Here is a 22026-nt window from a genome sequence, read left to right as displayed (position 1 = left end):
GCCATCAGCCGTTCACGGGGCAGCGCCAAGTACGCACGGAGTGCGAGGAGAAACATCATGAATGAGAACATTTTCCTGCCGGAAGACTATCCACAGGACATCATCGATCGTGCGCGTCACGTACGCTTGTTGGCATTGGATGTGGATGGGGTGCTGACTGACAATCATCTGCACTATGACGCCAATGGCGTGGAAACCAAGAGCTTTCACGTCCAGGATGGCCATGGTCTCAAACTGATTCTGCGCAGTGGTATCCTTGTCGCGCTGATTACCGGACGCACGTCACCAATGGTAGAGCGACGCGCCAAGGAACTCGGCATTCATGATGTCATCCAGGGGCGCGAGGACAAGCTGGTCGCACTCACTCAGCTGTGCCGTGATAACGATATCGAGCTCGATCAGGTCGCCTACTGTGGTGACGACCTGCCAGATCGCGAAGCCATCCGTCGCGTCGGGCTTGGCATCAGTGTGCCCAATGCCATGCCCTATGTATTGAGCGAAGCCAACTGGGTGACGACTCGCCAGGGCGGCGACGGCGCCGTGCGCGAGATCTGTGATCTACTGCTCAAGGCGCAGGGACACTGGGCGTCAGTACTGGATACCTATCTACAGGGGTCGCGCGCCTGATGTTACGTCTGCCCCGTCCTTCTCCGCGCTTGTGGTTGCTGCTGCTATTGCTGCTGGTCGGGGGCGTACTCGCCCTGATCGAGCAGCGCAACAGCCTTGAATCCGCCGTAGACACACAGGCCAACAGTGATGAGCCGGACTACTATCTCGACGGGGCTGACATGACACGCTTCGATGCGCGGGGTGTGCCTTTTCAGGCCATGACCTCCCCGCGCATCGAACATACGCCCGAGGATGACGTTACCTACGCCGAGGCACCCAAGATTCGCACCAACGATAGCGAAGACCGGCGTTGGTATGCCACTGGCAAGCGCGGCATTCTCAGCGCCGGTGGAGACACCTTCACGCTAGAGGGTGACGCCACATTGCGCCAGCCTTCCGATGCCTGGACATTGAATACGGACGTACTGAACTACAGCCGCGAACAGAACCGCGCCTGGAGCGACGTCCCCGTCATCATTACCCAGAATGGTCAGCAGATCGAAAGCAACAGCTTCAGTGCGGACTTATCCAAGGACTCCGCTGTGCTGGACGGTCGTGTCCGCGGTACGCTCCAGCCTGGTAAGGGCAAGAGCGCAGCCAGCAAGGAAGCAGAGCAAATCGACGACGATAGCGATGCTGCCTCAACCGATAGCGAAGAGCGCATCAACAGCACCTTCGAAGCTGCACCTTCAGCCAGTCAGTAGTCACTATCTCCTGGCACATGATTGGCGTAACGAGTTGCTGACGTACGCTGCCAGCCTGATAACCCCCATTCCCTGCTTCCCGACAGCATGTCCGATCGAGAAGACATACCCAGTTCTGCCAAGGAGCATCCCATGACTTCAACGACTCTCAAGCCCTTGTCGGCCTGGCGCCACACCCTCAACACCAGTGCCATGGCCCTATGCCTGGCGCTTGGCATGTCCATGGCTGCACCAACAGCACTGGCGCTCGACAGTGATGCCAATCAGCGTATCGACATCGCCGCCGATTCCCTGTCGCTGGATGACAAGGCGGGTACTGCTGTCTATACCGGCAGTGTCGAAATGCGACAAGGCAGCATGAAACTGGATGCCAGTCGTGTTGACATCAGCCGTGCCAAGAGTGGCGAGATATCTCTGGTCAAGGCAACAGGCAAGCGAGCCTATATGGAACAACAACCCAACCCGAACGAAAAGCTGGTCAAGGGGTGGGCGGATACCATTCTCTATCACGCGCTGGAGCGTCGGGTGGAGCTGGTAGGCAATGCGCGCCTCGAAAAAGATGCTGACACCTTCGAAGGCGGTTACGTGGAGTATTTCCTCGACAAGCGTCAGGTCAATGCCAATAACAGCAGTGATACCACGCAGAAGACCGACGGCAGTTCTCGTGTGCACATGACGCTGACGCCGCGCGGCACCAATGCCAGCAAGGAAAACTAAGTCATGACTGCCGCTCCTCTCCGTACACTCAGCGCACGCCACCTTGCCAAGGCCTACAAGGGCCGCAAGGTGGTCAAGGATATCTCGCTGGAGATTCGTCAGGGCGATATCGTGGGTCTGTTGGGGCCCAATGGGGCCGGCAAGACGACCTCGTTCTACATGATCGTCGGCCTGGTGCGCGCCGATGCGGGCAGCGTCACCATTGATGACAATGACCTTTCCGACTCCGCCATGCATTTGCGCGCACGCGCCGGCATCGGCTATCTCCCGCAGGAAGCCTCGATCTTCCGCAAGCTGTCCGTCGCCGACAACATCATGGCGATTCTAGAGACACGCAAGGATCTCGATCGCAACGGGCGCAAGGCACGCCTTGAAGAACTGCTGAACGATTTCAGCATTTCTCACATTCGCGCCAGTAGCGGCATGAGCTTGTCTGGCGGCGAACGCCGTCGCGTCGAAATCGCAAGGGCACTGGCCACGGAACCGGATTTCGTGCTGCTGGATGAACCCTTTGCCGGCGTTGATCCCATCTCGGTAGGCGAGATAAAGAGCATCGTACGCCAGCTACGTGATCGCGGCATTGGTGTACTGATCACGGATCATAACGTCCGTGAGACGCTCGATATCTGCGATACCGCCTATATCGTTGGCGACGGCCAGATCATTGCGCATGGCAATGCTGAAACCATTCTGGCCAATCAGCAGGTGCGTGACGTGTATCTGGGGCATGAGTTCAAGCTGTAGTCCATTGGCAAACCCCTCTGGCGAGCGCACCTTCGCGCACGCAGTGCATGCTCAGGGCTGATATATCATCATGAACATCAGCCTTGAGCATGACGTCCATACCACCTTCGTTGAAACATGGCATGCAAGTTGCTTGAATAATTTCTTTCGCCCCTTGTCAGTGCCCCGACCCACGGTATAGCGTAGAAGCACGTTCCTTTGCCGTGAATCGATAGCCCCATGAAACCCACCCTGCAACTCCGCCTTGGCACTTCACTGACCATGACGCCACAACTGCAGCAGGCCATTCAGCTGCTACAGTTGTCGACGCTCGACCTGCGTCAGGAAATCCAACAGGCGCTCGAGTCCAATCCCATGCTGGAACTCGACGAGGACTATGAGGCGCTGGAAGTCGTCGAGATTCAGGATGCGAGCGAAATCTCTTCAGCTGAAACAAGTAGTGATATCCCGGAAGAATATCCTCTCGATAGCGACTGGTCGGACCTCTATCAGGATCATGCTGGCAGCCTGACAAACTCGGGAAGCAGTAGCGGCAGTGATGACGGCCAGGATTTCGAGCGCAACACGAGTGTAGAAAGCCTGCAAGATCATCTACGCTGGCAGTTGGCAATGACCGACCTCGACGACCGTGAACGGCAGATGGCGGAAAGCCTGATAGATGCCGTGGACGGCGCAGGCTACTTGAGCCTGTCGCTTGATGAGCTCGTCGATGGTCTACGTGGACAAGGGCTGTCTGGCCTCAAAGCATCGGAGCTTGAGCAGGTCCTGCTCCGCCTGCAGCAGTTCGATCCGACCGGCGTCTTTGCGCGTGATCTACGCGAATGCTTGCTGCTACAACTGGCCTTGCTGCCCGATGACCTGACACTGCTTGCTCAAGCTCGCCGCCTGGTACGCCAGTTTCTCGAAGCACTAGGGAACGATGATCGCAAGCTACTCAAGCGCCGCCTGGGGCTGGATGATGACGAGCTGGATCACGTCATCCGGCTGATACGAGCACTGGACCCACGGCCAGCTTCTGCCTGGGGGGAGCCCGCCAGTGACTACGTGATACCCGACTTGCTGGTACGCCATACCCGGCGCGGCTGGCAAGTGGAGCTCAATCCCGAGGCACTCCCGAAGCTGCGTATACAGCCAGACTATGCAGCGCTCATCAAACGGGCAGACAAGTCAGTAGACAACACCTTTCTCAAGGATAATCTTCAGGAAGCGCGCTGGCTGATGAAAAGTCTCTCGTCACGCAATGACACGCTGCTCAAGGTCGGGCGTGAGATCATGACGCGGCAGATCGACTTTCTTGAGCAAGGCGAGGAAGGCATGAAGCCGTTGATCCTCGCCAATATTGCCGAGGTAGTCGAGATGCACGAATCCACCATCTCTCGCGTCACGACGCAAAAGTACATTCATACACCACGCGGCGTCTTCGAACTCAAGTTCTTCTTCTCGAGCCAGGTCGGTGGTAACGGCAATGGTGATGCGCATTCCAGCACGGCCATTCGTGCGCGCATCCGCAAATTGATTGCAGACGAACCAGCGCGAAAACCGCTGTCGGATTCACGGCTGGTCGATCTACTCGCCAGCGATGGCATTGAAGTCGCGCGCCGCACCGTCGCCAAATATCGCGAAGCCATGGGCATTCCGTCTTCCAGTGAGCGCAAGCGACTCGCTTGATTACATGACAGAGAGGCCGCCCTTCGACTACGGCCTCTCTGTCATGGCCTCCCCTATCGTCAATATCCGCATGATGGCCAGCCGACGTGCGTGAAAGTCGTCGGCTTTCTACCAAGATATTTTCGCTAGAATCCGGCGTGCGCTTCCAATCGCCTGTTTTTCAAATCACTTTTATTAGTATTGTCGATCATTCGTGTAACTCTTCTCACGTCCGATCGTGCTCTTGTCACACTCGAAGCGCACTTGTTGTCAGTTTCAGAAGACCGCCAATATCGACGTATATGCTGTGATTGGCGACTAACAGGCGGCTTCTTGCTGCGCTTCTAACGCAAACCAACGCACTCCTCTTTGATGGAATGTTCCGTTATCCCTCAGTGAGTTGAAGACAAGCCTTACACCACGATGCAGCGCAGCGTTGATCTTTGCTCAAAGCTTGGGCATTGTCAGGGTAGGCGCTCGGCGCACCTGACGCGGCCCAATTTTGTTACTGGCAGTGGCGGATGCGCAAACCATGTAGCAGAGCGTCTTATCAGGGTTTGCTCGCAGTCAAAAAGGGTTACAATTGAAAGGTAACCCGTTGGATAAAGGAGCGTGTCCATGCAAGTGAATATCACCGGGCATCATGTGGAACTTACCGATCCTCTCCGCGATTACATCAACGAGAAGCTCGCTCGCCTCGAACGGCATTACGACAATATCACCAATGTTCAGGTGACTCTGTCGATCGAGAAGGAGCGCCAGCAGGCAGCCTGTACGCTGCATGCTGCAGGCGCAGACCTCCATGCCCTGGCAGAAGACCCCAACATGTACGCTGCCATAGACGCGCTCGCCGACAAGCTGGATCGCCAGCTGGTCAAACACAAGGAAAAGTCCCAGGCTCGCTCTCAGGGCACCGGGACACGTTGACCTTCTGCCATGACACTTGATCAGATCCTTCCCCCCGAGCGCACGCTTTACGGCGTCCCCGGGGGGAGCAAAAAGCGGGTACTGGAATTTTTCAGCACCTTCATTGCCCAGAACATTCCCAGCCTGGATAGCCAGGAAGTCTTCTCGCGCCTGATTGGCCGTGAACGACTGGGGTCGACCGGTATCGGCCACGGCGTGGCTGTTCCACATGCACGTAGTCCGCACTGCAAGACGCCCATCGCAGCATTTCTGAAGCTTGGTGACCCCATCGACTTCGATGCCATCGATGGAGAGCCCATCGACTTGCTGTTTGTACTGTTGGTACCCGAAGAGGCAGATGACACTCATCTCACCTTGCTCGGGCAGGTGGCTGAATTGCTGAACTCACCCACCAACCGATCAGCATTACGTCAGGCCGATAGCCAGCATGCGCTCTACGATGTACTGACATCAGCAATCGCCGATCTTCCGACGCGTTGATCATCGAGCCCGGACATCGTCCGGGTTTTTGCACTGACAGCCACTATTCAGGCTGCCCTCTCAGGCGCCATTCGCACTCACTCTACGCTGACCTCGCCTTTGGAGAGCACTCATGAAGATCGTGATCATTAGTGGCCGCTCTGGCTCCGGTAAATCGATCGCCCTTCAGGCCTTGGAAGACATTGGCTACTACGCCATTGATAACCTTCCCGGCATGCTGCTGGCACCGCTTGTCGAACAGCTAGAGAAAGATAGTCCTACCCGACGTCGCATCGCAGTGTCTATCGATGCACGCAATCTTCCTGATGCCCTGACACGCTTCCCGGAACTGCTTGATGAAGTACGTCAGAGCGGCATGGACGTGCAGGTCGTCTATATCACGACCGATTCCCGCGTATTACTGGAGCGCTACTCCGCGACTCGCCGCCGTCATCCGCTCACGCGCGACAATGACCGCACTCTGGCGGAAGCCATCGAGATCGAGCAGCAGACGCTGGCGCCCATCCGCGAGAAGTCTGATCTGATCATCGACTCAACCAATTTGAGTGTGCATGACTTGCGCTCACGCATCACTGAGCAGGTAGCCCAGCATAGCTCGCGCCATCTGACACTTACGTTCGAGTCTTTTGGCTTCAAGCATGGCGTCCCGACAGATGCCGACATGGTGTTCGACGCACGCTGCCTGCCCAACCCTTATTGGGATATCGCACTGCGCGCCGATACCGGCCGTGACACAAGCGTTGTGAAGTTTCTCGAAGACTATCCCGTCGTACAGGCCATGCACGATGACATCGCTGGCTGGCTGGAGCGCTGGCTACCAGAGTATCAGGCCAGCAATCGCAGCTACCTGACCGTCTCTGTCGGTTGCACTGGCGGCCAGCATCGCAGCGTCTATCTGTGCGAGAAGCTTGCTGCCCACTTTGCTGCACTACTGCCGGAAGTCCGCTTACGCCATCGCGAGCTGGGGATTCATACTGCTCTCAATGGGGCAGATGATGCGCGAGGAGATTGCGATGCACAGTCGTGAACTCATCCTGACCAACAAACGCGGCCTGCATGCACGGGCCGCAACCAAGCTGGTTAACTGCTGTGCTCCCTTCACGGCAACAGTCATGGTCAGTCACGGTGAACGCCGCGCCAATGCGACCAATGTCATGGCATTGCTGATGCTGGCAGCCCCTTGCGGCACACCACTGACAATCGACGTTGAAGGCGAACATGCTGATGAGGCCATGCTTGCCATCACAGCACTATTCGATGCTCGCTTCGAGGAAGACGAATAAGCACCAGCCTTCAAGCACTCCTCTCTCTCAGTTGTTCTCATTCACACCTCACACTACTTGCACCGCCCAGGCGTCGCTGCCTCCTGGCGAACTCTGCTGACTTCCCTCCCTCGCGCTTGCTTATCGTTTTCCTGCTGAGCCATGCGTGATCAGGCACTAATTCCCTGGTCGTGGCACACTCTCGTCCTTTTGATAAAGAACACTGTTTTCTTTTATCGACGCGCCCCCCTACGCCAATGGTAGAATCAGTGCTGTCCTTAATGTCGACAGGGGAAGCCGACGGATGAGCAAGACGTCACACAAACTCAAGCCAAGACTCGATCGTCTGTCACAGGCGCTGGAAAGCGGCGAGCTGGATCAGGCCAGGCGAATGCTCAATCGTGGTCTGGCACCCGTAGACGTTGCTCACCTTCTCGAGTCGTCACCGCCCAAGGAGCGTAACCTGCTCTGGGAGCTGGTCGACGCTGAACTACAGGGTGATGTTCTCCAGTATCTTGGCGAAGACATCCAGACCGACTTCCTGCGCGACATGGACGCAGTGGATGTTCTGGCAGCGACCGAGAATCTGGAACCGGATGATGTCGCTGACATTCTCCAGCGCCTGCCAAATGCTGTAATTCTCGAAGTCCTCGACTCGATGGAGGCGCAAGAGCGCCAACGCGTCGAGACGGTACTGTCCTTCCCCGAGGACACCGCCGGCGGGTTGATGAATACGGATACCATCACTATCCGCCCGGACATCACCCTCGACGTGGTGCTGCGTTATATTCGCCGCCACGAACGTCTGCCTGACTCCACCGATACACTGCTCGTCGTTTCACGGCGCGATGAGTTCATCGGCACCCTGCCGATCAATCGCTTGCTGGTGTCGGCCCCCAGTGTCACGGTGCGTGAGGTGATGGATACTGACAGCGTGGTAATTTCTGCCCTGATGCCAGACACCGAAGTCGCCTCGCTGTTCGAGAAGCACGATTTGATCTCAGCACCTGTGGTCGGTGGCGATGGCAATCTGCTTGGCCGTATCACCATCGATGACGTGGTCGACGTCATTCGCGGTGATGCCGAGCATCAGGTGATGTCAATGGCGGGGATGGATGAGGATGAAGATACCTTTTCGCCCGTGCTGCGCACGTCCTGGCGCCGTGCCATCTGGCTAGGCATCAATCTGTTGACCGCCTTCATGGCCTCAGCCGTCATCGGCATGTTTGAAGGCACCATTCAAAAGATCACTGCGCTGGCCGTACTGATGCCCATCGTCGCCAGTATGGGCGGTATTGCGGGCTCTCAGGCCTTGACAGTGCTGATCCGTGGTATCGCGCTGGGCCACGTGAAAAGCGGCAACGTCCGCTGGCTGCTCAAGCGCGAGATCATCGTCGCAGTACTGAACGGCATGCTGTGGGCTGTGGTGGTCGCCGGCATTGCCATTGTCTGGTTCGGTGATATCAAGCTGGGAGCCATCATCGGTGTCGCGATCATGATCAATCTTGTCATCGCTGCCGTGACGGGGACGCTGCTGCCTGTCTTGCTCAAGAAGCTCAGTATTGACCCCGCCCTTTCCGGTAGCGTCATCCTGACGACCGTGACCGATGTGATCGGCTTCATGGCGTTTCTGGGCCTCGCGACCTGGCTCTATCTATAAAGAGACGAGCTCTAACCGTAACGAGCCCACCTGTAGCGCCAGCATCGTGCATCAAATACGCCACTGCCAGACAGAAAGACAAAAGGCCGCCCCCTCATCGGGGCGGCCTTTTTTGAACGACTCGAACACACCTAGCTTACCGCTCAGATGCTGCTTGGTGCCTTAATCTTTACTCTTCTTCAAGTTCGCCTGCTTCACCTTCTGCTTGCGACATACCTGCCACTGTCATGTCGCCAATCAGCCAACTACCGCAATGAATACTGCCTCGCGTATCAACATCATCACCGATCGCGATCAGATTCGCTGCCATATCGCGTAGATTGCCGGCAATGGTGAACTCCTCGACAGCATGCTGGATCTGGCCATTCTCGACCCAGAAACCCGACGCACCACGCGAGTAGTCGCCGGTCACGCCATTGACGCCCTGCCCCATCAACTCGGTGACCAGTACACCAGTCCCCATCTTGGCCAGCATCGCTTCCAGCGAGGTCAGCGGTGCCTTGAGGCGAATATTGCGTGCGCCACCAGCATTACCCGTGGTCTCCATGCCCAAACGGCGGGCGCTGTAAGCACTGAGCATATAGCCTTTCACCTTCCCATCGGCAAAGTAGACGTTGTCACGTGTCGCCACACCATCATTGTCAAAGGCGGCGCTAGACATACCGCCTACTTCACGCGGTTTCTCACAGATGGTGAGCCAGTCGGGGAAGAGCGGCTGCTCAAGGCTATCGCATAGGAAGCTGGACTCACGATACAGAGAGCCACCGGCAATAGCTGATAGGTAGTGCCCTATCAGCCCCGCAGACATCTGCGGATCAAACAGTACCGGCATACGACCCGTCGTTACCTTGCGAGCATTCATGCGCGCAAGTGTACGTCGCGCCGCTTCACGCCCCACCTCTTCCGGTGAACGCAGATCGACCGGATTACGCACGCTGGTGTAGTCATAGTCACGTTGCATACCTTGATCATCCTTGGCAATCAACATGCAGGACATCGAGTGACGGCTACCGCACTGACTGGCGAGAAAACCATGGCTGTTGCCATACACCTGCACGCCTTCACCACTGGAGAAGCTGGCACCTTCTGACTGTGCGATACCCGCGACGGCCAAACCGGCACGCTCACAGGCCAATGCCAGATCCGTCGCTTCATCGACGCTGATCGCCCAGGGATGATGCGCATCCAGGTCAGGGAAGTCAGTCGCCATCAGCTCAGCGGGAGCCAAACCAGCAAAGCTGTCTTCACCGGTGTAATGCGCAATGGAGAGCGCTTTTTCGACGGCAGCACTGATCGACTCACTCCCCGCATCCGAAGAAGTGGCACTGCCCTTGCGATTACCGAGATATACCGTCACGCCAATACCTTGATCGCGTGAGAGTTCAACGGTTTCTACCTCACCATCACGTACAGAAATACTCACGCCTTGATCGACGCTAGCGCCGACCTCACAGGCGTCGGCACCCAGTGTACGGGCCAGCTCAAGAGCTTCGCTGACACGACGCTCGAGCAGTTGTTGCTGAGCAACGGCATCAAAGGCCTGGCTCATGATGTTCTCCTTCTGAGGAGACGGAGCGCTGGCAGTGCTATACTGCCGCAAATTTCCCCGACTCGTTGGAATTGGCATGCGTAAAGAAAGACCTGTGGAGCTCGCCGAGCGTCCCAGCAAATCCCAGTTGAAGCGTGAAATGATCGAACTGCAGGCACTGGGCAAGCAGATCATTGAACTGCCGGCCGGTCAGCGCGACAAGTTCCCGCTCTCTGATGACATGCTGGCCGCCATCGACGAATCTCACCGTATTCGTAGTCACGAAGGACTGCGTCGTCACATGCAGTACGTCGGCAAGCTGATGCGCAAGGAAGATCTCGATGCCGTTCGTGCCGTCTTCCAGGCCATGGAGCAGCAAAATGTGCGTCGTGATGCATCCTTCCAGCGTCTTGATCGCTGGCGTGACCGTCTGCTCGACGATGACGAGGCCTTCGTGATCTTCGTCGAGGATTATCCTCACGTAGACCGTCAGGCACTGCGTCAGCTGATCCGCAATGCACGTGCCGAGCGTGATGCAGGCAAGGAGCCTACTAGCTCTAAAAAGCTCTTCAAGCTGCTACGTGCCGAGCTCGATCTGTAATAACGGCGCACGTCCAGCATGTATCGCGACATCAACGCCGCAGTGGTCATCCACTGCGGCGTTGTCGTATCTGACGTCACCAAAGGCACTTGGCACGCCTGGCCTGCCGGCCACTCTCAGTCCAGGGCGATTCGCGCCATCAGGACTGAGTACCACCGACCGTCAGCTCATCAAGCTTGAGAGTTGGCTGGCCCACGCCTACCGGGATTGACTGGCCATCCTTGCCACAGACACCGACACCGGTATCCAGCGCTAGATCGTTGCCGATCATCGAGACACGCCCCATCGCTTCCGGCCCGTTACCGATCAAGGTCGCTCCCTTGACTGGCGTGGTCACCTTGCCGTCTTCGATCAGGTAGGCCTCACTGGCGGAGAATACGAAGCGCCCGGAGGTGATATCGACCTGCCCGCCGCCGAAGCTGACGGCATAGAGACCGCGCTTGACGCTCTTGATGATTTCCTGCGGATCGCGATCGCCTCCCAGCATGTAGGTATTGGTCATGCGCGGCATCGGCAGATGTGCGAAGGACTCACGACGCGCATTACCGGTCGGCGCCATGCCCATCAGACGGGCATTGAGCTTGTCCTGCATATAACCGGTGAGGATGCCGTCTTCAATCAGCGGCGTGTACTGACCCGGCGTACCCTCATCATCGACAGACAGCGAGCCGCGTCGATCAGCCAACGTGGCATCATCGACCACCGTGACACCGCGCGAGGCAACCTGCTCACCCATGCGACCGGAGAAGGCCGAGCTGCCCTTGCGGTTGAAGTCGCCTTCCAGACCATGACCGACGGCCTCATGCAACAGGACGCCTGGCCAGCCATTACCCAATACGACAGGCATCTGGCCAGCAGGCGCATCGATAGCCTCCAGATTGACCAATGCCTGACGCACCGCCTCACGGGCATAGCGCTCGGCGACATTCTCATCACGCAGACGAGTCAAGGGGAAGCGTCCACCGCCACCGGCACTGCCGCGCTCGCGGCGACCGTTACGCACCGCGATCACACTGATGTTGAAACGTACCAACGGGCGTAAATCAGCCGCCAAGGTACCATCGCTGGCACGCACCATGATCACTTCATACAGTGCCGACAGTGAGGCCGAGACTTGTGTGATAGAGGGATCAAGACTACGCGCAATGCGGTCTGCCTCCTTGAGCAGCGCGATCTTTTCTTCAGCACTCAACCCATTCAGCGGATCGATACCCGCATAGAAGGCCGGTGCTTCAGTGATGATGGAGCGCGCGACGGAGCCGCTGCTACCACTGCGTGAGATACCCGCTGCGGTGCGACCGGTATCGGCCAGCGCTGCCGCATCAATCTGGTTGGAGTAGGCAAAGCCTGTCTTCTCGCCAGCCAATGAACGTACGCCTACGCCGCCGTCAATGTTGTAGCTGGCATCCTTGACGACGCCATCTTCCAACACCCAGCTTTCCTGCCAGATACGCTGGAAATACAGGTCGGCATAATCAGTGCCCGGGCCCATCGCATGGGCCAGACCAGCATCAAGATCGTCCAGGCTAAGCCCACCGGGCGTCAGCAACAGGGCCGCGGCATCGTCCAGCACACGACCGGAACTCGCAATTTGCGTCATTCGGCACTTTCCAGAGTAATTTTCGGGTCGCCCCAGGGGCCAGTTACCCGATAGTGAATTTGCGTCACCTTGTCGATGAAGCGACCGAAGATCTTGTCGGCCACGAAAAGCGCACCGCCCACGGCGGGAGCGCCTACCAACACGGCGGCCAGCGGAAGGTTCTGGCTGACCGGCACTGTGATGGCCATGCGTTGATCAAGGGTACCGCGAAGCAGGTCTACCTGCCCATTGAGTGTCACGGTGGTGGACGGCGCTTCGATGCGCAAGGGGCCATCACTTTCCAGACGCCCATCATAAAGCGTCGCTGCACCGCGCACCTTGTCAAAGGCCGTTCCCTTGTCGGTAACATCCGAGAAATCCAATGACAGCCGGCGCAGCAGATTATCCACATTGACCAGCCCCAGCAGACGCGCGGAAGCCGACCCGAGATTCATGAAGCGCCCCTTGTCCAACTTGACCTCGACACGCCCATTGGAGCGTGACAGTGCGAAGTCCTGCGGCGCTCCCGGCCAGGCAAGCTTGACCTCGGCACGGGCACGTTCCGCCTCTATTCCCCGCGGCTGAGAGAGACGTACCAGCAGATCGCCCAGATCACTGCCATCAGCAGACAGACGTGCCCGGGTCAGACTGTTGGTGCCGGCATCCTCCCAGGTCACGCTGCCCTGCGCGGTAATCTTGCCGAGCGTCATGGACAGTGGCGAGACTGCCAAGCGATTTTGATCAGACTGCCACTCGGCACTGATCGGGCCCAGCTGCTGTTCACCCCAGATCAGATTTGCCAATCGCAGGCTGCCAGCAGGAAGATCCGCCAGCGCAGCAGGATAAGGCGTCGGCTCAATGCCCGTTTCTACTGCCTCGGTGAAGTTGTTCGGGAGGCTAGCCACCTCTTCTTCCTCGTCAGCCGGCCATAAAGCATCAAGATTCAACGTATCGAGATCCACCTTCAGCGGCTGCGCGGCACTTGATTGCCAGACCAATTCACCACTGGCCAGTTGGCCATCAAGCGTCACGGCAAGCCCCAGCGCTTGCTGTTGTGAGCGTTGGCGTGGTGTCGCTTCCAGCGTCATCGGGCCTGTGCAGCGGTCTTGAATCATCAGACAGTCAGTGGCGACACGCAGACGGTTGAGTGCCCGCAGAGACTCGCCACCGTCGGTATCACTCTGCGACGAAGCGCTATCGCCCGAGAGTGCGCCGAGCCATGGCTTCCAGCGTTCAGGTGCCAGCATGGGATTGCGCCAGGCAACGTCCCAGCCACTGCGCGTTGGCCACTGCGGCTGACTCGGCCAGCGCTCAAGCCAGAGCTGACCCGTCATCGGTACCTTGCTGCCATCATCACGCGAATTCCCTCCACGCCAACGCGCTCGCGCTCGATTGGCCAGCGTAACGTCACCGCCACCCTCAGCCAACCCTACATCAACGTCCAGCGGTACGGCAGCATCACGCGCCTTGCCAAAGGGCTCCGGAAGATTGATGGCAACGCCAGTGAGATCGCTTGAAAGCATCAAACGTGCGCCACTGTCCGGTAGCATCAAGCGCGCCTGGTACTTGAATTCACCCCCCAACGCACGCGGTGTGTTGCCAGTCTCAAGCGCCTGTTGCGTATTCTGTGCAGCATCGCCCAACAGAGAAGCTGGCGCACCTAGCCATTCAAGTACAGGCGCCAAGGGTGCAAGGCCGGAGAAGATCACCGCGCCCTTGGTAGACGAATCCGACTGACCAATATTGAGCGCAGCCTTCACCGCACCGCCAAACAGCTTACCGGTCAAGGCCCCCGTCAGCTGTTCTTGTTGACCCTCAGGCTTCGCCGGATCATGCAGGAAGTTCAGCGGCCCACGGATACTCTCAATCGCAATATCAGGGCCAGGGAAGGTAAGCGCTGCCGGAGCACTCTCACCAACGTCACCCTTGACCGCTACTCGACTCTGCTCTGCATCATCAAGCGGTACGCGAATATCCAGGCCAGCACTCAATGAACCGCTGCCCTGCCATTCCCGTAGCAGCTCAGAAGTCTCCTCGAGCGGTGCATGGCCCAGTAGATCAAAGAGTGCCTGAACACTACCTGTCACATTACCCGTAATACCGAGCACATCGTCGCGCATCTCGATATCAGCCTGAGTAACTGCCATGAGTGCAGCCTTGCCCAATGGAGTTGTCGGCTGAGAATGTGCCGCAGTGACCGTGCCATCCAGCTGATCATTGTGCAGTGCGAGTGTGCCCTCAAGGCCTTCAAGTGCTGGCCAGCCTTCGGCATAACCGAGCCTGCCATCCGCGATGGCAAGCTCGAGATCCAGCGCTTCATCAGGGCCGTAGCCTTCGCTTTCCTTACCGTCATTACTGTCATCCCACACCTGGCTCAGGTGCAGACGTCCTCGCGACATGCGACCCGCCACGTCACGCGTCAACCATTGTGTCAGTGATGGATCGAGCACCTTCATCGGCAACCATTGCGCGAGTGGGAGAGTGCGGGCATCGACATCACGCATGTCGAGATCAAGCTGGAAGCGATCAGCGGCATTGGCAGGAATCTGTAACCCGAAACTACCCGACACGCTGGCACCATCACGCTGAATGTGAAGATCACGACCACTGATACTGCTGCCAGCATCGTCAACCTGCCAGTCAACAGCGCCACTTGCAGACTGTAGCGACCAGCTATCACCGAAGACCTCCGGAAAATGAAAGCGCATGCCGGGAGCACCAGCGAAGACGACGCTGCCTGCAACACCACCTTCATCACGACTTTCTGCCGTGACCCATGCCGTGAGCGGTCCGACGCCCGGGGCGCCCTGCCAAGCATCTACTTCGGTCTGCTCAAGCCCCAGCGCCAACTGCATCGACATTGGCTCATCATGGCCAATGTTGCCCAACTCAAGCGATAGGCCGGTGGCGAAACCTCGTGGCGAGAGCGCATCGAGAATGCCACCCAGCTCGCCCAGTGCCAGTACATGACGCCAGCGTGCGACGCGCTCGAGATCAAAGCCACTGGTGGTCAGTGACACACTGCCATCGGCAAGATTGCCCGACAAGGCCATGCGCTCGGGCAGACTGGCGGCACTGGCATTGCTGCTATCACCAGCCTGTGGCACTACAGCCTCACTGGTCTTGTCGGCCATCGCCTCGACTGACGTGACAGGATCGTCGAGTTGCTGAGCCCCTATCGAGAGCTGATTCAACCAGGCTTGCCAGCGATCCCCCCCCGCCATGTCGCGCAACCACTGTCCACGGGCATGGATGTTCTTGAGTGCCAACTGAGTACCATCGTGATCGAGTGTCAGCCGGTTGATATCAAGGCGCAGACGCGCATCTTCCAAACGTGCCTTGCGCCAACGCGCCCATACCGTCGCATTACCATCAGCATCACTCAGCATCAGGCTATCGCGCTCGCCCATCAGTCGCCCGACACTGGCCAACGCTCCTGCATCCAGCTCCATCTGCAATTGCGCCGAATAATCGGCCAGCCCTTGCTGTCCCGGCACGACATCCAGCACGACGCTCGCGCCTGCTTGCAAGGCTTCCCCCACCCGCACCTGCCCCTCGATATGAGCACGATCCCCCTGACCGGACAGCAACAATTCGGCGGCATTCAGATTGAGGGTGTCATTGCGACCATGCAGCACCAGCCGGACATCTTCGAGACGCACACGTTGACGTGCGAGCAGCGCCACCCCCTGTTCCATGTCATCAAGACTTATCTGCCCTTCTGGCTCAAGCACCTCCGGGGGGCGCGGCGGGCCCGGCCACCCCCAGCTACCGTCATCACGCTGATAGAGATGAAGCACGACACCCGTGGCCGTCGCACGATCAAAGACGGGAGCCAGATGGCGTAGAGAGGAAAGAACATCGAGGCGAGCATCCAGACTGCCAATACTCAACAGTGGCGCTGCATCCATCTCGCTGGGACGGAAGAGGTTGAGTCCAGAGAACATCACCGCCGGATCGAGATAATCCATTCGCCCGGCGATAGAGGAAAGACCAACATTGGTGTTGGTCTGCGCGGCAATGAATTCGCTGATCGAGTCTTCACGGGTATCCAGCGTGATCAACCACCCACGCAGGCCGCCTATCAGTATCGCCAGCAGTGCCAACAGGATGGCGATCGCCATCAGCAAGGCGCCCCACCCGCGCCGTTTATACGAGGGAGACGTCTTGGAAAGAGAGGACGAAGCTTCGTCAGCGCCTTGCGGTGCCACTTCATCGGGGGTAGGACGGGTCACTTGCAAATCTCCGAACAGGCCAGGATGAACAATGCCCTTACCTTAAGCAGCACATGTTGCCATTCGACGGATAACACATTGCTCGGGCACTGCAATGACCAGCGCCCGAGCATCGAACGTTTCAGTATCGAGTCGCAGATACCGACACTCCATCACATGAGAACAATGTCATATTGCTCTTGAGTGTAATGCGTTTCGACCTGAAAACGGATGGTCTTGCCGATAAAGCTTTCAAGATCTGCCACCGAGGCAGAATCCTCATCCAACAGGCGATCCACGACATTCTGGGACGCCAGCACCATGTAGGTATCCGGACTATAGGCACGCTCTTCACGCATGATCTCGCGGAAGATTTCGTAGCAGATCGTTTCGGGCGTTTTAAGCGTGCCGCGGCCCTGGCAGGTCGGGCAGGCTTCACACAGGACTTGCTCAAGACTCTCACGGGTGCGCTTGCGAGTCAGCTGTACCAAGCCAAGTTCGGTGACGCCGGTCATCTTGTTCTTGGCATGATCACGCTCCAGCGACTTCTCGAGCACGCGCAGCACCTGGCGCTGATGCTCGGTCTCTTCCATGTCGATGAAGTCGATGATGATGATGCCACCAAGATTACGCAGTCGAAGCTGGCGGGCGATGGCAGTTGCGGCTTCGAGGTTGGTCTTGAAAATGGTCTCTTCAAGATTGCGATGCCCGACAAAGCCGCCCGTGTTGACGTCGATGGTCGTCATCGCTTCTGTCTGGTCGATGACGAGGTAGCCACCACTCTTCAGCTGGACCTTGCGCCCCATCGCCTTGTGCAGCTCATCCTCGACACTGAACAGATCAAAGATCGGCCGCTCACCAGGGTAGTACTCGATACGGCTTTCCATGTCCGGCATGAATTCGCTGGCGAACTCCTTGAGCCGCACAAAATTCTCACGAGAGTCGATACGCACGCGTTCAATCTCGTCACGCATGACATCGCGCAGAGTCCGCATGAATAGCGGCAAGTCATCGTAGATCGCGCTCGGCACAGCAGCAGTCAGGCGACGCTCACTGACTTTGCGCCATAACCGCAACAGGAAGTGCATATCCTGCTTGAGCTCCGCCTCGCTGATACCTTCCGCAGCGGTTCGCAAGATAAAGCCACCGGGCGCATCAGGATCAAGTGCCATCAGGCAGCGCTCGGTCATCTCCTTGAGACGATCCCGCTCGGCATCGCTTTCAATCCGCTGTGACACTCCGGTGTGCGGAGAATCCGGCATATACACCAGGTAACGCGACGGCACGGAAAGATGCGTCGTCAGCCGCGCGCCCTTGGTGCCGATAGGGTCCTTGGTGACCTGAACCACCAGTGATTGACCTTCGCTCAGCAGATCACGAATCGAGCGCTGCTCATCATGTGGCGTATGGGCCGGCATCACCTCTTGAGCATGAATGAAGGCAGCACGTTCGAGACCAATATCGACAAAAGCGGCTTGCATGCCCGGCAGCACTCGCACGACCTTGCCACGGTAGATATTACCGACGATGCCACGTCGTCCACTGCGTTCGATGAACGCTTCCTGCAGGACACCATTTTCGACAACCGCTACGCGGGTCTCCATCGGTGTCAGGTTGATCAATACCTCGCCGCTCATAGCGCAAGTCCTTGTAAAGTCGTTGCTTGCGATTATGACATAGCAAGGCAGGCCCCGGCTGTGATCTATCGACTAAGGAATTTCTTGAGTACCTATTTTCTATCCACCAACTACAGAACGACGGCACACATCAGTCCTGCCAGCAACCTATGCCCTGCGCCATCAGCATTCGTGATGTTTCGTGTAGCGGGAGCCCCACCACCGCGCTGTAGCTGCCCTGCAGATGGCTGACGAACACAGCGCCCAACCCTTGAATCGCATAACCACCGGCCTTGTCGGCTGGTTCGCCGGTTGCCCAATAACGCGCAACCTCCTCCGGTGTAATGGTGCGAAAGGTGACGCGACTCTCAACCAGTTCAGCCTCGCAGTGCATCTGCAAGCTGCCTTCCTCGCCCTTTGCGCTACCTCCCCCTTCTTCCATGTGCTCGCCCACCAACGGGCCATAACATAGCGCAATGCCACTCAATACCTGATGGCTACGCCCGGAAAGCCCCAGCAGCATCTCACGCGCATCGGCTTCATCGCGCGGCTTGCCCAGAATCCTGCCTTCGAGCGCCAATGCCGTATCGGCGCCCAACACCACGATGCCAGTAGGCGATCGTGCGTGGCTTCCGCGCCAGTCCAGCTGGGCACGATAGCCGGCCTGTGCCTTTTCGCGCGCCATACGCAACACATAATGCTCCGGTGACTCGCCCACCCATGGTGATTCATCGATATCCGCTGGTGCGACCACACAGGGCACACCGATGCTGGCCAGCAGATCACGACGGCGTGGTGAACCTGAGGCCAATATCAATGGCGGCGATGAGGAGGAAGCCTCTGCTGAGACGCTTGAACGTGAATGTGAACTCAAGCCAGCACCAAGGCTGGGGACAGGAACATCATGTGACATGCACACCTCACCAAGAGAGGGAATGGGGAATTCGCGAGACAGCTTGCGTGAGCCGCTTGAATTGAACATGACAGACAGCAAAAAGCCGCCCATGGGCGGCTTTTCATCAGACTAGAAACATCACAGCAGCATCAGGCCGTCAATCGACGGCGTAGCATCTGGAGCAAGGTATAGAGCCACGGCCACAATGCGCCACCAATCACTGCTGATAGCAGGAAGGAGAGATTCACGGGGCCAGCACCAAAGATACTTCTTAGCCACTGGTCGACCAGCTGAGCAATCCCCAGCACTACGATGATCAGAAAGGCCTGCTGCAACAACGAATAGGCACGTATCCGCTGATAGAGCAGTACCCCCATGAAGGCTGTCAGCGACAACACCAGCGCATTGTGACCCAGCGGCGCGCCTTGCAGAACATCCAGTGCCAGACCAAAGGTAAATCCATGGATGACCCCGACACTCTGCGGCGAAACGATACACCAGTAGACCAGCATCAGGCCTAGCCATTGCGGACGCCAGATCAACCAGGCATCCGGTAATGGCATCACCTGCAGACACAGTGCGAGCAGTAATGAAAACCAGCACAACAAGGTGGTCTGGGGACGAAAAGCCATCAGTTGTTCTCCCCATCAGCTTCGGCAGCTGCCTGTGCTTCGGTTGCCTCTTCTGCCGACGTTGCCTCCGCTTCTTTTGGTGCAGCGACATTATCGCGCGGCAACTCATCGAGACTGTCGCCTACATAGAGGTTGTCTACATCGATTGCCGGCGGCATCTGGATCAGGAAGTTACGCGAGCGCTCAAGCTGGGCAATCGGTTCAGCGCTGACGCGGGCAAACGGTTTTCCGGGGTCATGGTAGACCTCGGTGACACGTGCCACCGGAAGCCCACGCGGAAAGCGCAATGCAAGACCAGACGTCACCAACAAGTCGCCAACGCGAATATCGGCGGTGTCCGGCACGTGCAGCACGGTTACCTGATCAATCTTGCCGCTACCCTGCGCGATGAAGCGCAGGCCATTGCGATTCACTTCAACTGGCACAGCATGACTCGCATCACTGATCATCAGCACGCGACTGTTATAGGCAGAAGTGGAAATGACCTGACCCACCAGACCATAGGCATCCAGCACCGGCAGGCCAATCCGTACACCATCCTGTTCACCACGGTCTACGACCATGCGATGAGAGAACGGGTCAGCATCAAGCGTCAAAAGCTGGGAGGTGATATAGGGGACATCACTACGCTGCCCAGCATTGAGTAGCTCACGCAGGCGCGCGTTCTCAGTGGACAGACTCGCCATGCGTTGCACACGGCTAGACAGATTGAGCAGCTGCTCACGCAGCGCCCGATTCTCGTTGGCAAGCTCCTGCTGGTCAGCAAACACCAGCGCGCCCCAGCTGAGGCCTTCGGTTGGCAGACTGACAACCCACTGCACAGGGGAAACCAGTGTCGCCATGCTGGCACGCACGTCGACCATCCAGCTGAAGCGGTTTTCGGCAAACATCAACGCGAACGACAGCACCGCACACAGCAGCATGCGATAGCCGGGCACGGGGCCACGCGTGAACAGGGGTTTGATAGCACTTCCTCCACGGGCCGGGACCAGCCATACAGCACACAGCATGCCCGGCCCCGGACGAGGTCAATCGCTCGACAGCAACTCGAAGGTGTGCTGATCGATCATTTCCAGCGCCTTGCCACCACCACGCGCCACGCAGGTCAGCGGATCTTCGGCGATGATGACCGGCAGCCCCGTCTCTTCCGCGATCAACTTGTCGATATCGCGCAGCAGTGCGCCACCACCCGTCAGCACCAGACCGCGCTCGGCGATGTCGGATGCCAGCTCCGGCGGTGACTGCTCGAGTGCGCTCTTCACCACGGAGACGATAGCCGCCAGCGGTTCCTGCAATGCATCGAGAATCTCGTGGGAATTGAGCGTGAAGGAGCGCGGGATGCCTTCCGCCAGGTTACGACCGCGCACATCGATCTCGCGCAGTTCGCCACCCGGATAGGCACAGCCGATCTCTTCCTTGATGCGCTCGGCAGTCGCTTCACCGATCAAGCTGCCATAATGACGACGCACATAGGAGGTAATGGCTTCGTCGAAGCGGTCACCACCGATACGCACTGACTCGGAGTAGACCACGCCATTGAGCGAGATGATGGCGATTTCAGTGGTACCACCACCGATATCCACCACCATCGACCCCATGGCTTCCTCGACCGGCAAGCCGGCACCGATCGCGGCAGCCATCGGCTCCTCGATCAGATAGACCTCACGTGCACCGGCACCCTCGGCCGATTCCTTGATGGCGCGCCGCTCGACCTGGGTCGACATGCACGGCACACACACCAGCACGCGAGGGCTGGGGGTCAGGAAGGTGCTCTGATGCACCTTGCGAATGAAATGCTGGAGCATCTGCTCGGTGACGGTAAAGTCGGCAATGACGCCGTCCTTCATCGGGCGAATGGCCGTGATATTGCCGGGGGTACGCCCCAGCATGCGCTTGGCATCGGCGCCGACGGCCGCCACGCTGCGTGTATTCCCGGATTGGCGAATGGCCACAACAGAAGGCTCGTCGAGCACGATACCGCGACCGCGCACATAAATAAGCGTGTTAGCGGTACCCAGATCGATCGAAAGATCGCTCGAGAACAGCCCACGTAAACGTTTAAACATGGAAGTTGATCACCTAGTCCAGACCGGAACCCTGTGCAGACGCGAACGGTACCATTGCCACCCCATGGCGGCAAGCTGACACGCCTGCCAGAGCGACGCAGATGTGGTACATTTCACAACGGATAACACTGTGACAACGCGCTAA

General features: G+C 58.0%; 19 protein-coding genes. 11 read left to right on the top strand and 8 right to left on the bottom strand.

Annotated features, from left to right (window positions below; all coding sequences use genetic code 11):
• Window positions 1-57: 57 nt before the first annotated feature.
• The 10 genes from GQR90_RS03450 (at window position 58) to mgtE (ending at window position 8750) form a co-directional block, all read left to right on the top strand.
• Window positions 58-627: a KdsC family phosphatase gene (locus tag GQR90_RS03450; RefSeq protein ID WP_158772894.1), complete on the top strand. Its 570-nt coding sequence runs from the start codon at window positions 58-60 to the stop codon at window positions 625-627.
• On the top strand, window positions 627-1313 hold the full coding sequence (gene lptC / locus GQR90_RS03445; RefSeq protein WP_158772893.1) for an LPS export ABC transporter periplasmic protein LptC: 687 nt from the start codon (window positions 627-629) through the stop codon (window positions 1311-1313). Before GQR90_RS03450 ends, lptC begins: the two co-directional genes overlap by 1 nt.
• A gap of 132 nt (window positions 1314-1445) precedes the next feature.
• A complete protein-coding gene (gene lptA / locus GQR90_RS03440; protein WP_233266415.1) occupies window positions 1446-2030 on the top strand; it encodes a lipopolysaccharide transport periplasmic protein LptA in 585 nt (194 codons plus the stop codon).
• A 3-nt stretch (window positions 2031-2033) separates the two neighbouring features.
• Window positions 2034-2774, top strand: coding sequence for an LPS export ABC transporter ATP-binding protein (gene lptB, locus GQR90_RS03435; protein WP_158772892.1), 741 nt, complete (start codon window positions 2034-2036; stop codon window positions 2772-2774).
• A 219-nt stretch (window positions 2775-2993) separates the two neighbouring features.
• Complete coding sequence (locus GQR90_RS03430; protein ID WP_158772891.1) at window positions 2994-4442, top strand: RNA polymerase factor sigma-54; 1449 nt, start codon at window positions 2994-2996, stop codon at window positions 4440-4442.
• 597 nt (window positions 4443-5039) lie between these two features.
• Entirely contained in the window at window positions 5040-5348 is a 309-nt protein-coding gene (gene hpf / locus GQR90_RS03425) for a ribosome hibernation-promoting factor, HPF/YfiA family (RefSeq protein ID WP_158772890.1), read from the top strand.
• 9 nt (window positions 5349-5357) lie between these two features.
• The gene (gene ptsN / locus GQR90_RS03420; RefSeq protein ID WP_158772889.1) at window positions 5358-5828 is read left to right on the top strand and encodes a PTS IIA-like nitrogen regulatory protein PtsN; all 471 of its coding nucleotides are present in this window, start codon (window positions 5358-5360) and stop codon (window positions 5826-5828) included.
• A gap of 112 nt (window positions 5829-5940) precedes the next feature.
• On the top strand, window positions 5941-6855 hold the full coding sequence (gene rapZ / locus GQR90_RS03415) for an RNase adapter RapZ (RefSeq protein ID WP_158772888.1): 915 nt from the start codon (window positions 5941-5943) through the stop codon (window positions 6853-6855).
• Window positions 6842-7111 carry an HPr family phosphocarrier protein gene (locus tag GQR90_RS03410; RefSeq protein WP_158772887.1) on the top strand — a complete coding sequence of 90 codons (270 nt, stop codon included), beginning with the start codon at window positions 6842-6844 and terminating at the stop codon, window positions 7109-7111. Before rapZ ends, GQR90_RS03410 begins: the two co-directional genes overlap by 14 nt.
• A gap of 283 nt (window positions 7112-7394) precedes the next feature.
• Window positions 7395-8750, top strand: a complete 1356-nt coding sequence (gene mgtE, locus GQR90_RS03405; protein ID WP_158772886.1) for a magnesium transporter — start codon at window positions 7395-7397, stop codon at window positions 8748-8750.
• Window positions 8751-8919: 169 nt separating this feature from the next.
• On the opposite strand, the gene pmbA is transcribed toward mgtE, so the two are convergent.
• On the bottom strand, window positions 8920-10299 hold the full coding sequence (gene pmbA, locus GQR90_RS03400; RefSeq protein ID WP_158772885.1) for a metalloprotease PmbA: 1380 nt from the start codon (window positions 10297-10299) through the stop codon (window positions 8920-8922).
• 76 nt (window positions 10300-10375) lie between these two features.
• Between pmbA and yjgA the strand changes: the two genes are divergently transcribed.
• Complete coding sequence (gene yjgA, locus GQR90_RS03395) at window positions 10376-10879, top strand: ribosome biogenesis factor YjgA (protein WP_158772884.1); 504 nt, start codon at window positions 10376-10378, stop codon at window positions 10877-10879.
• A gap of 139 nt (window positions 10880-11018) precedes the next feature.
• Here the strand turns inward: yjgA and tldD are convergent, their stop codons facing one another.
• The 7 genes from tldD to GQR90_RS03360 form a co-directional block, all read right to left on the bottom strand.
• On the bottom strand, window positions 11019-12479 hold the full coding sequence (gene tldD, locus GQR90_RS03390; protein WP_158772883.1) for a metalloprotease TldD: 1461 nt from the start codon (window positions 12477-12479) through the stop codon (window positions 11019-11021).
• Window positions 12476-16693 carry a YhdP family phospholipid transporter gene (locus GQR90_RS03385; RefSeq protein WP_158772882.1) on the bottom strand — a complete coding sequence of 1406 codons (4218 nt, stop codon included), beginning with the start codon at window positions 16691-16693 and terminating at the stop codon, window positions 12476-12478. The genes tldD and GQR90_RS03385 overlap by 4 nt, the downstream gene beginning before the upstream one ends.
• Window positions 16694-16845: 152 nt before the next feature.
• Window positions 16846-18309 (bottom strand): ribonuclease G, encoded by a 1464-nt coding sequence (rng, locus tag GQR90_RS03380; RefSeq protein ID WP_158772881.1) that lies wholly within the window; start codon window positions 18307-18309, stop codon window positions 16846-16848.
• Window positions 18310-18439: 130 nt separating this feature from the next.
• On the bottom strand, window positions 18440-19201 hold the full coding sequence (locus GQR90_RS03375) for a Maf family protein (RefSeq protein ID WP_158772880.1): 762 nt from the start codon (window positions 19199-19201) through the stop codon (window positions 18440-18442).
• A gap of 131 nt (window positions 19202-19332) precedes the next feature.
• Window positions 19333-19815: a rod shape-determining protein MreD gene (gene mreD, locus GQR90_RS03370; RefSeq protein WP_158772879.1), complete on the bottom strand. Its 483-nt coding sequence runs from the start codon at window positions 19813-19815 to the stop codon at window positions 19333-19335.
• Window positions 19815-20825, bottom strand: coding sequence for a rod shape-determining protein MreC (mreC, locus tag GQR90_RS03365; RefSeq protein ID WP_158772878.1), 1011 nt, complete (start codon window positions 20823-20825; stop codon window positions 19815-19817). The genes mreD and mreC overlap by 1 nt, the downstream gene beginning before the upstream one ends.
• Window positions 20826-20843: 18 nt before the next feature.
• Window positions 20844-21881: a rod shape-determining protein gene (locus tag GQR90_RS03360; RefSeq protein ID WP_024951352.1), complete on the bottom strand. Its 1038-nt coding sequence runs from the start codon at window positions 21879-21881 to the stop codon at window positions 20844-20846.
• Window positions 21882-22026 lie beyond the last annotated feature (145 nt).

The organism is Cobetia sp. L2A1 (assembly GCF_009796845.1).
Lineage (GTDB): Bacteria > Pseudomonadota > Gammaproteobacteria > Pseudomonadales > Halomonadaceae > Cobetia.
This window is presented reverse-complemented; position numbering and strand designations above follow the sequence as displayed.

Bases quoted from the DNA above. Each gene is read 5' to 3' on its own strand.
- lptA (WP_233266415.1), top strand. From the start codon at position 1,446: ATGACTTCAACGACTCTCAAGCCCTTGTCGGCCTGGCGCCACACCCTC.
- GQR90_RS03410 (WP_158772887.1), top strand. From the start codon at position 6,842: ATGCACAGTCGTGAACTCATCCTGACCAACAAACGCGGCCTGCATGCA.
- rapZ (WP_158772888.1), top strand. From the start codon at position 5,941: ATGAAGATCGTGATCATTAGTGGCCGCTCTGGCTCCGGTAAATCGATC.
- mreD (WP_158772879.1), bottom strand. From the start codon at position 19,815: ATGGCTTTTCGTCCCCAGACCACCTTGTTGTGCTGGTTTTCATTACTG.
- GQR90_RS03375 (WP_158772880.1), bottom strand. From the start codon at position 19,201: ATGTCACATGATGTTCCTGTCCCCAGCCTTGGTGCTGGCTTGAGTTCA.
- rng (WP_158772881.1), bottom strand. From the start codon at position 18,309: ATGAGCGGCGAGGTATTGATCAACCTGACACCGATGGAGACCCGCGTA.
- mgtE (WP_158772886.1), top strand. From the start codon at position 7,395: ATGAGCAAGACGTCACACAAACTCAAGCCAAGACTCGATCGTCTGTCA.
- lptB (WP_158772892.1), top strand. From the start codon at position 2,034: ATGACTGCCGCTCCTCTCCGTACACTCAGCGCACGCCACCTTGCCAAG.
- GQR90_RS03430 (WP_158772891.1), top strand. From the start codon at position 2,994: ATGAAACCCACCCTGCAACTCCGCCTTGGCACTTCACTGACCATGACG.
- ptsN (WP_158772889.1), top strand. From the start codon at position 5,358: ATGACACTTGATCAGATCCTTCCCCCCGAGCGCACGCTTTACGGCGTC.
- lptC (WP_158772893.1), top strand. From the start codon at position 627: ATGTTACGTCTGCCCCGTCCTTCTCCGCGCTTGTGGTTGCTGCTGCTA.
- mreC (WP_158772878.1), bottom strand. From the start codon at position 20,825: ATGCTGTGTGCTGTATGGCTGGTCCCGGCCCGTGGAGGAAGTGCTATC.
- yjgA (WP_158772884.1), top strand. From the start codon at position 10,376: ATGCGTAAAGAAAGACCTGTGGAGCTCGCCGAGCGTCCCAGCAAATCC.
- tldD (WP_158772883.1), bottom strand. From the start codon at position 12,479: ATGACGCAAATTGCGAGTTCCGGTCGTGTGCTGGACGATGCCGCGGCC.
- GQR90_RS03360 (WP_024951352.1), bottom strand. From the start codon at position 21,881: ATGTTTAAACGTTTACGTGGGCTGTTCTCGAGCGATCTTTCGATCGAT.
- pmbA (WP_158772885.1), bottom strand. From the start codon at position 10,299: ATGAGCCAGGCCTTTGATGCCGTTGCTCAGCAACAACTGCTCGAGCGT.
- GQR90_RS03450 (WP_158772894.1), top strand. From the start codon at position 58: ATGAATGAGAACATTTTCCTGCCGGAAGACTATCCACAGGACATCATC.
- hpf (WP_158772890.1), top strand. From the start codon at position 5,040: ATGCAAGTGAATATCACCGGGCATCATGTGGAACTTACCGATCCTCTC.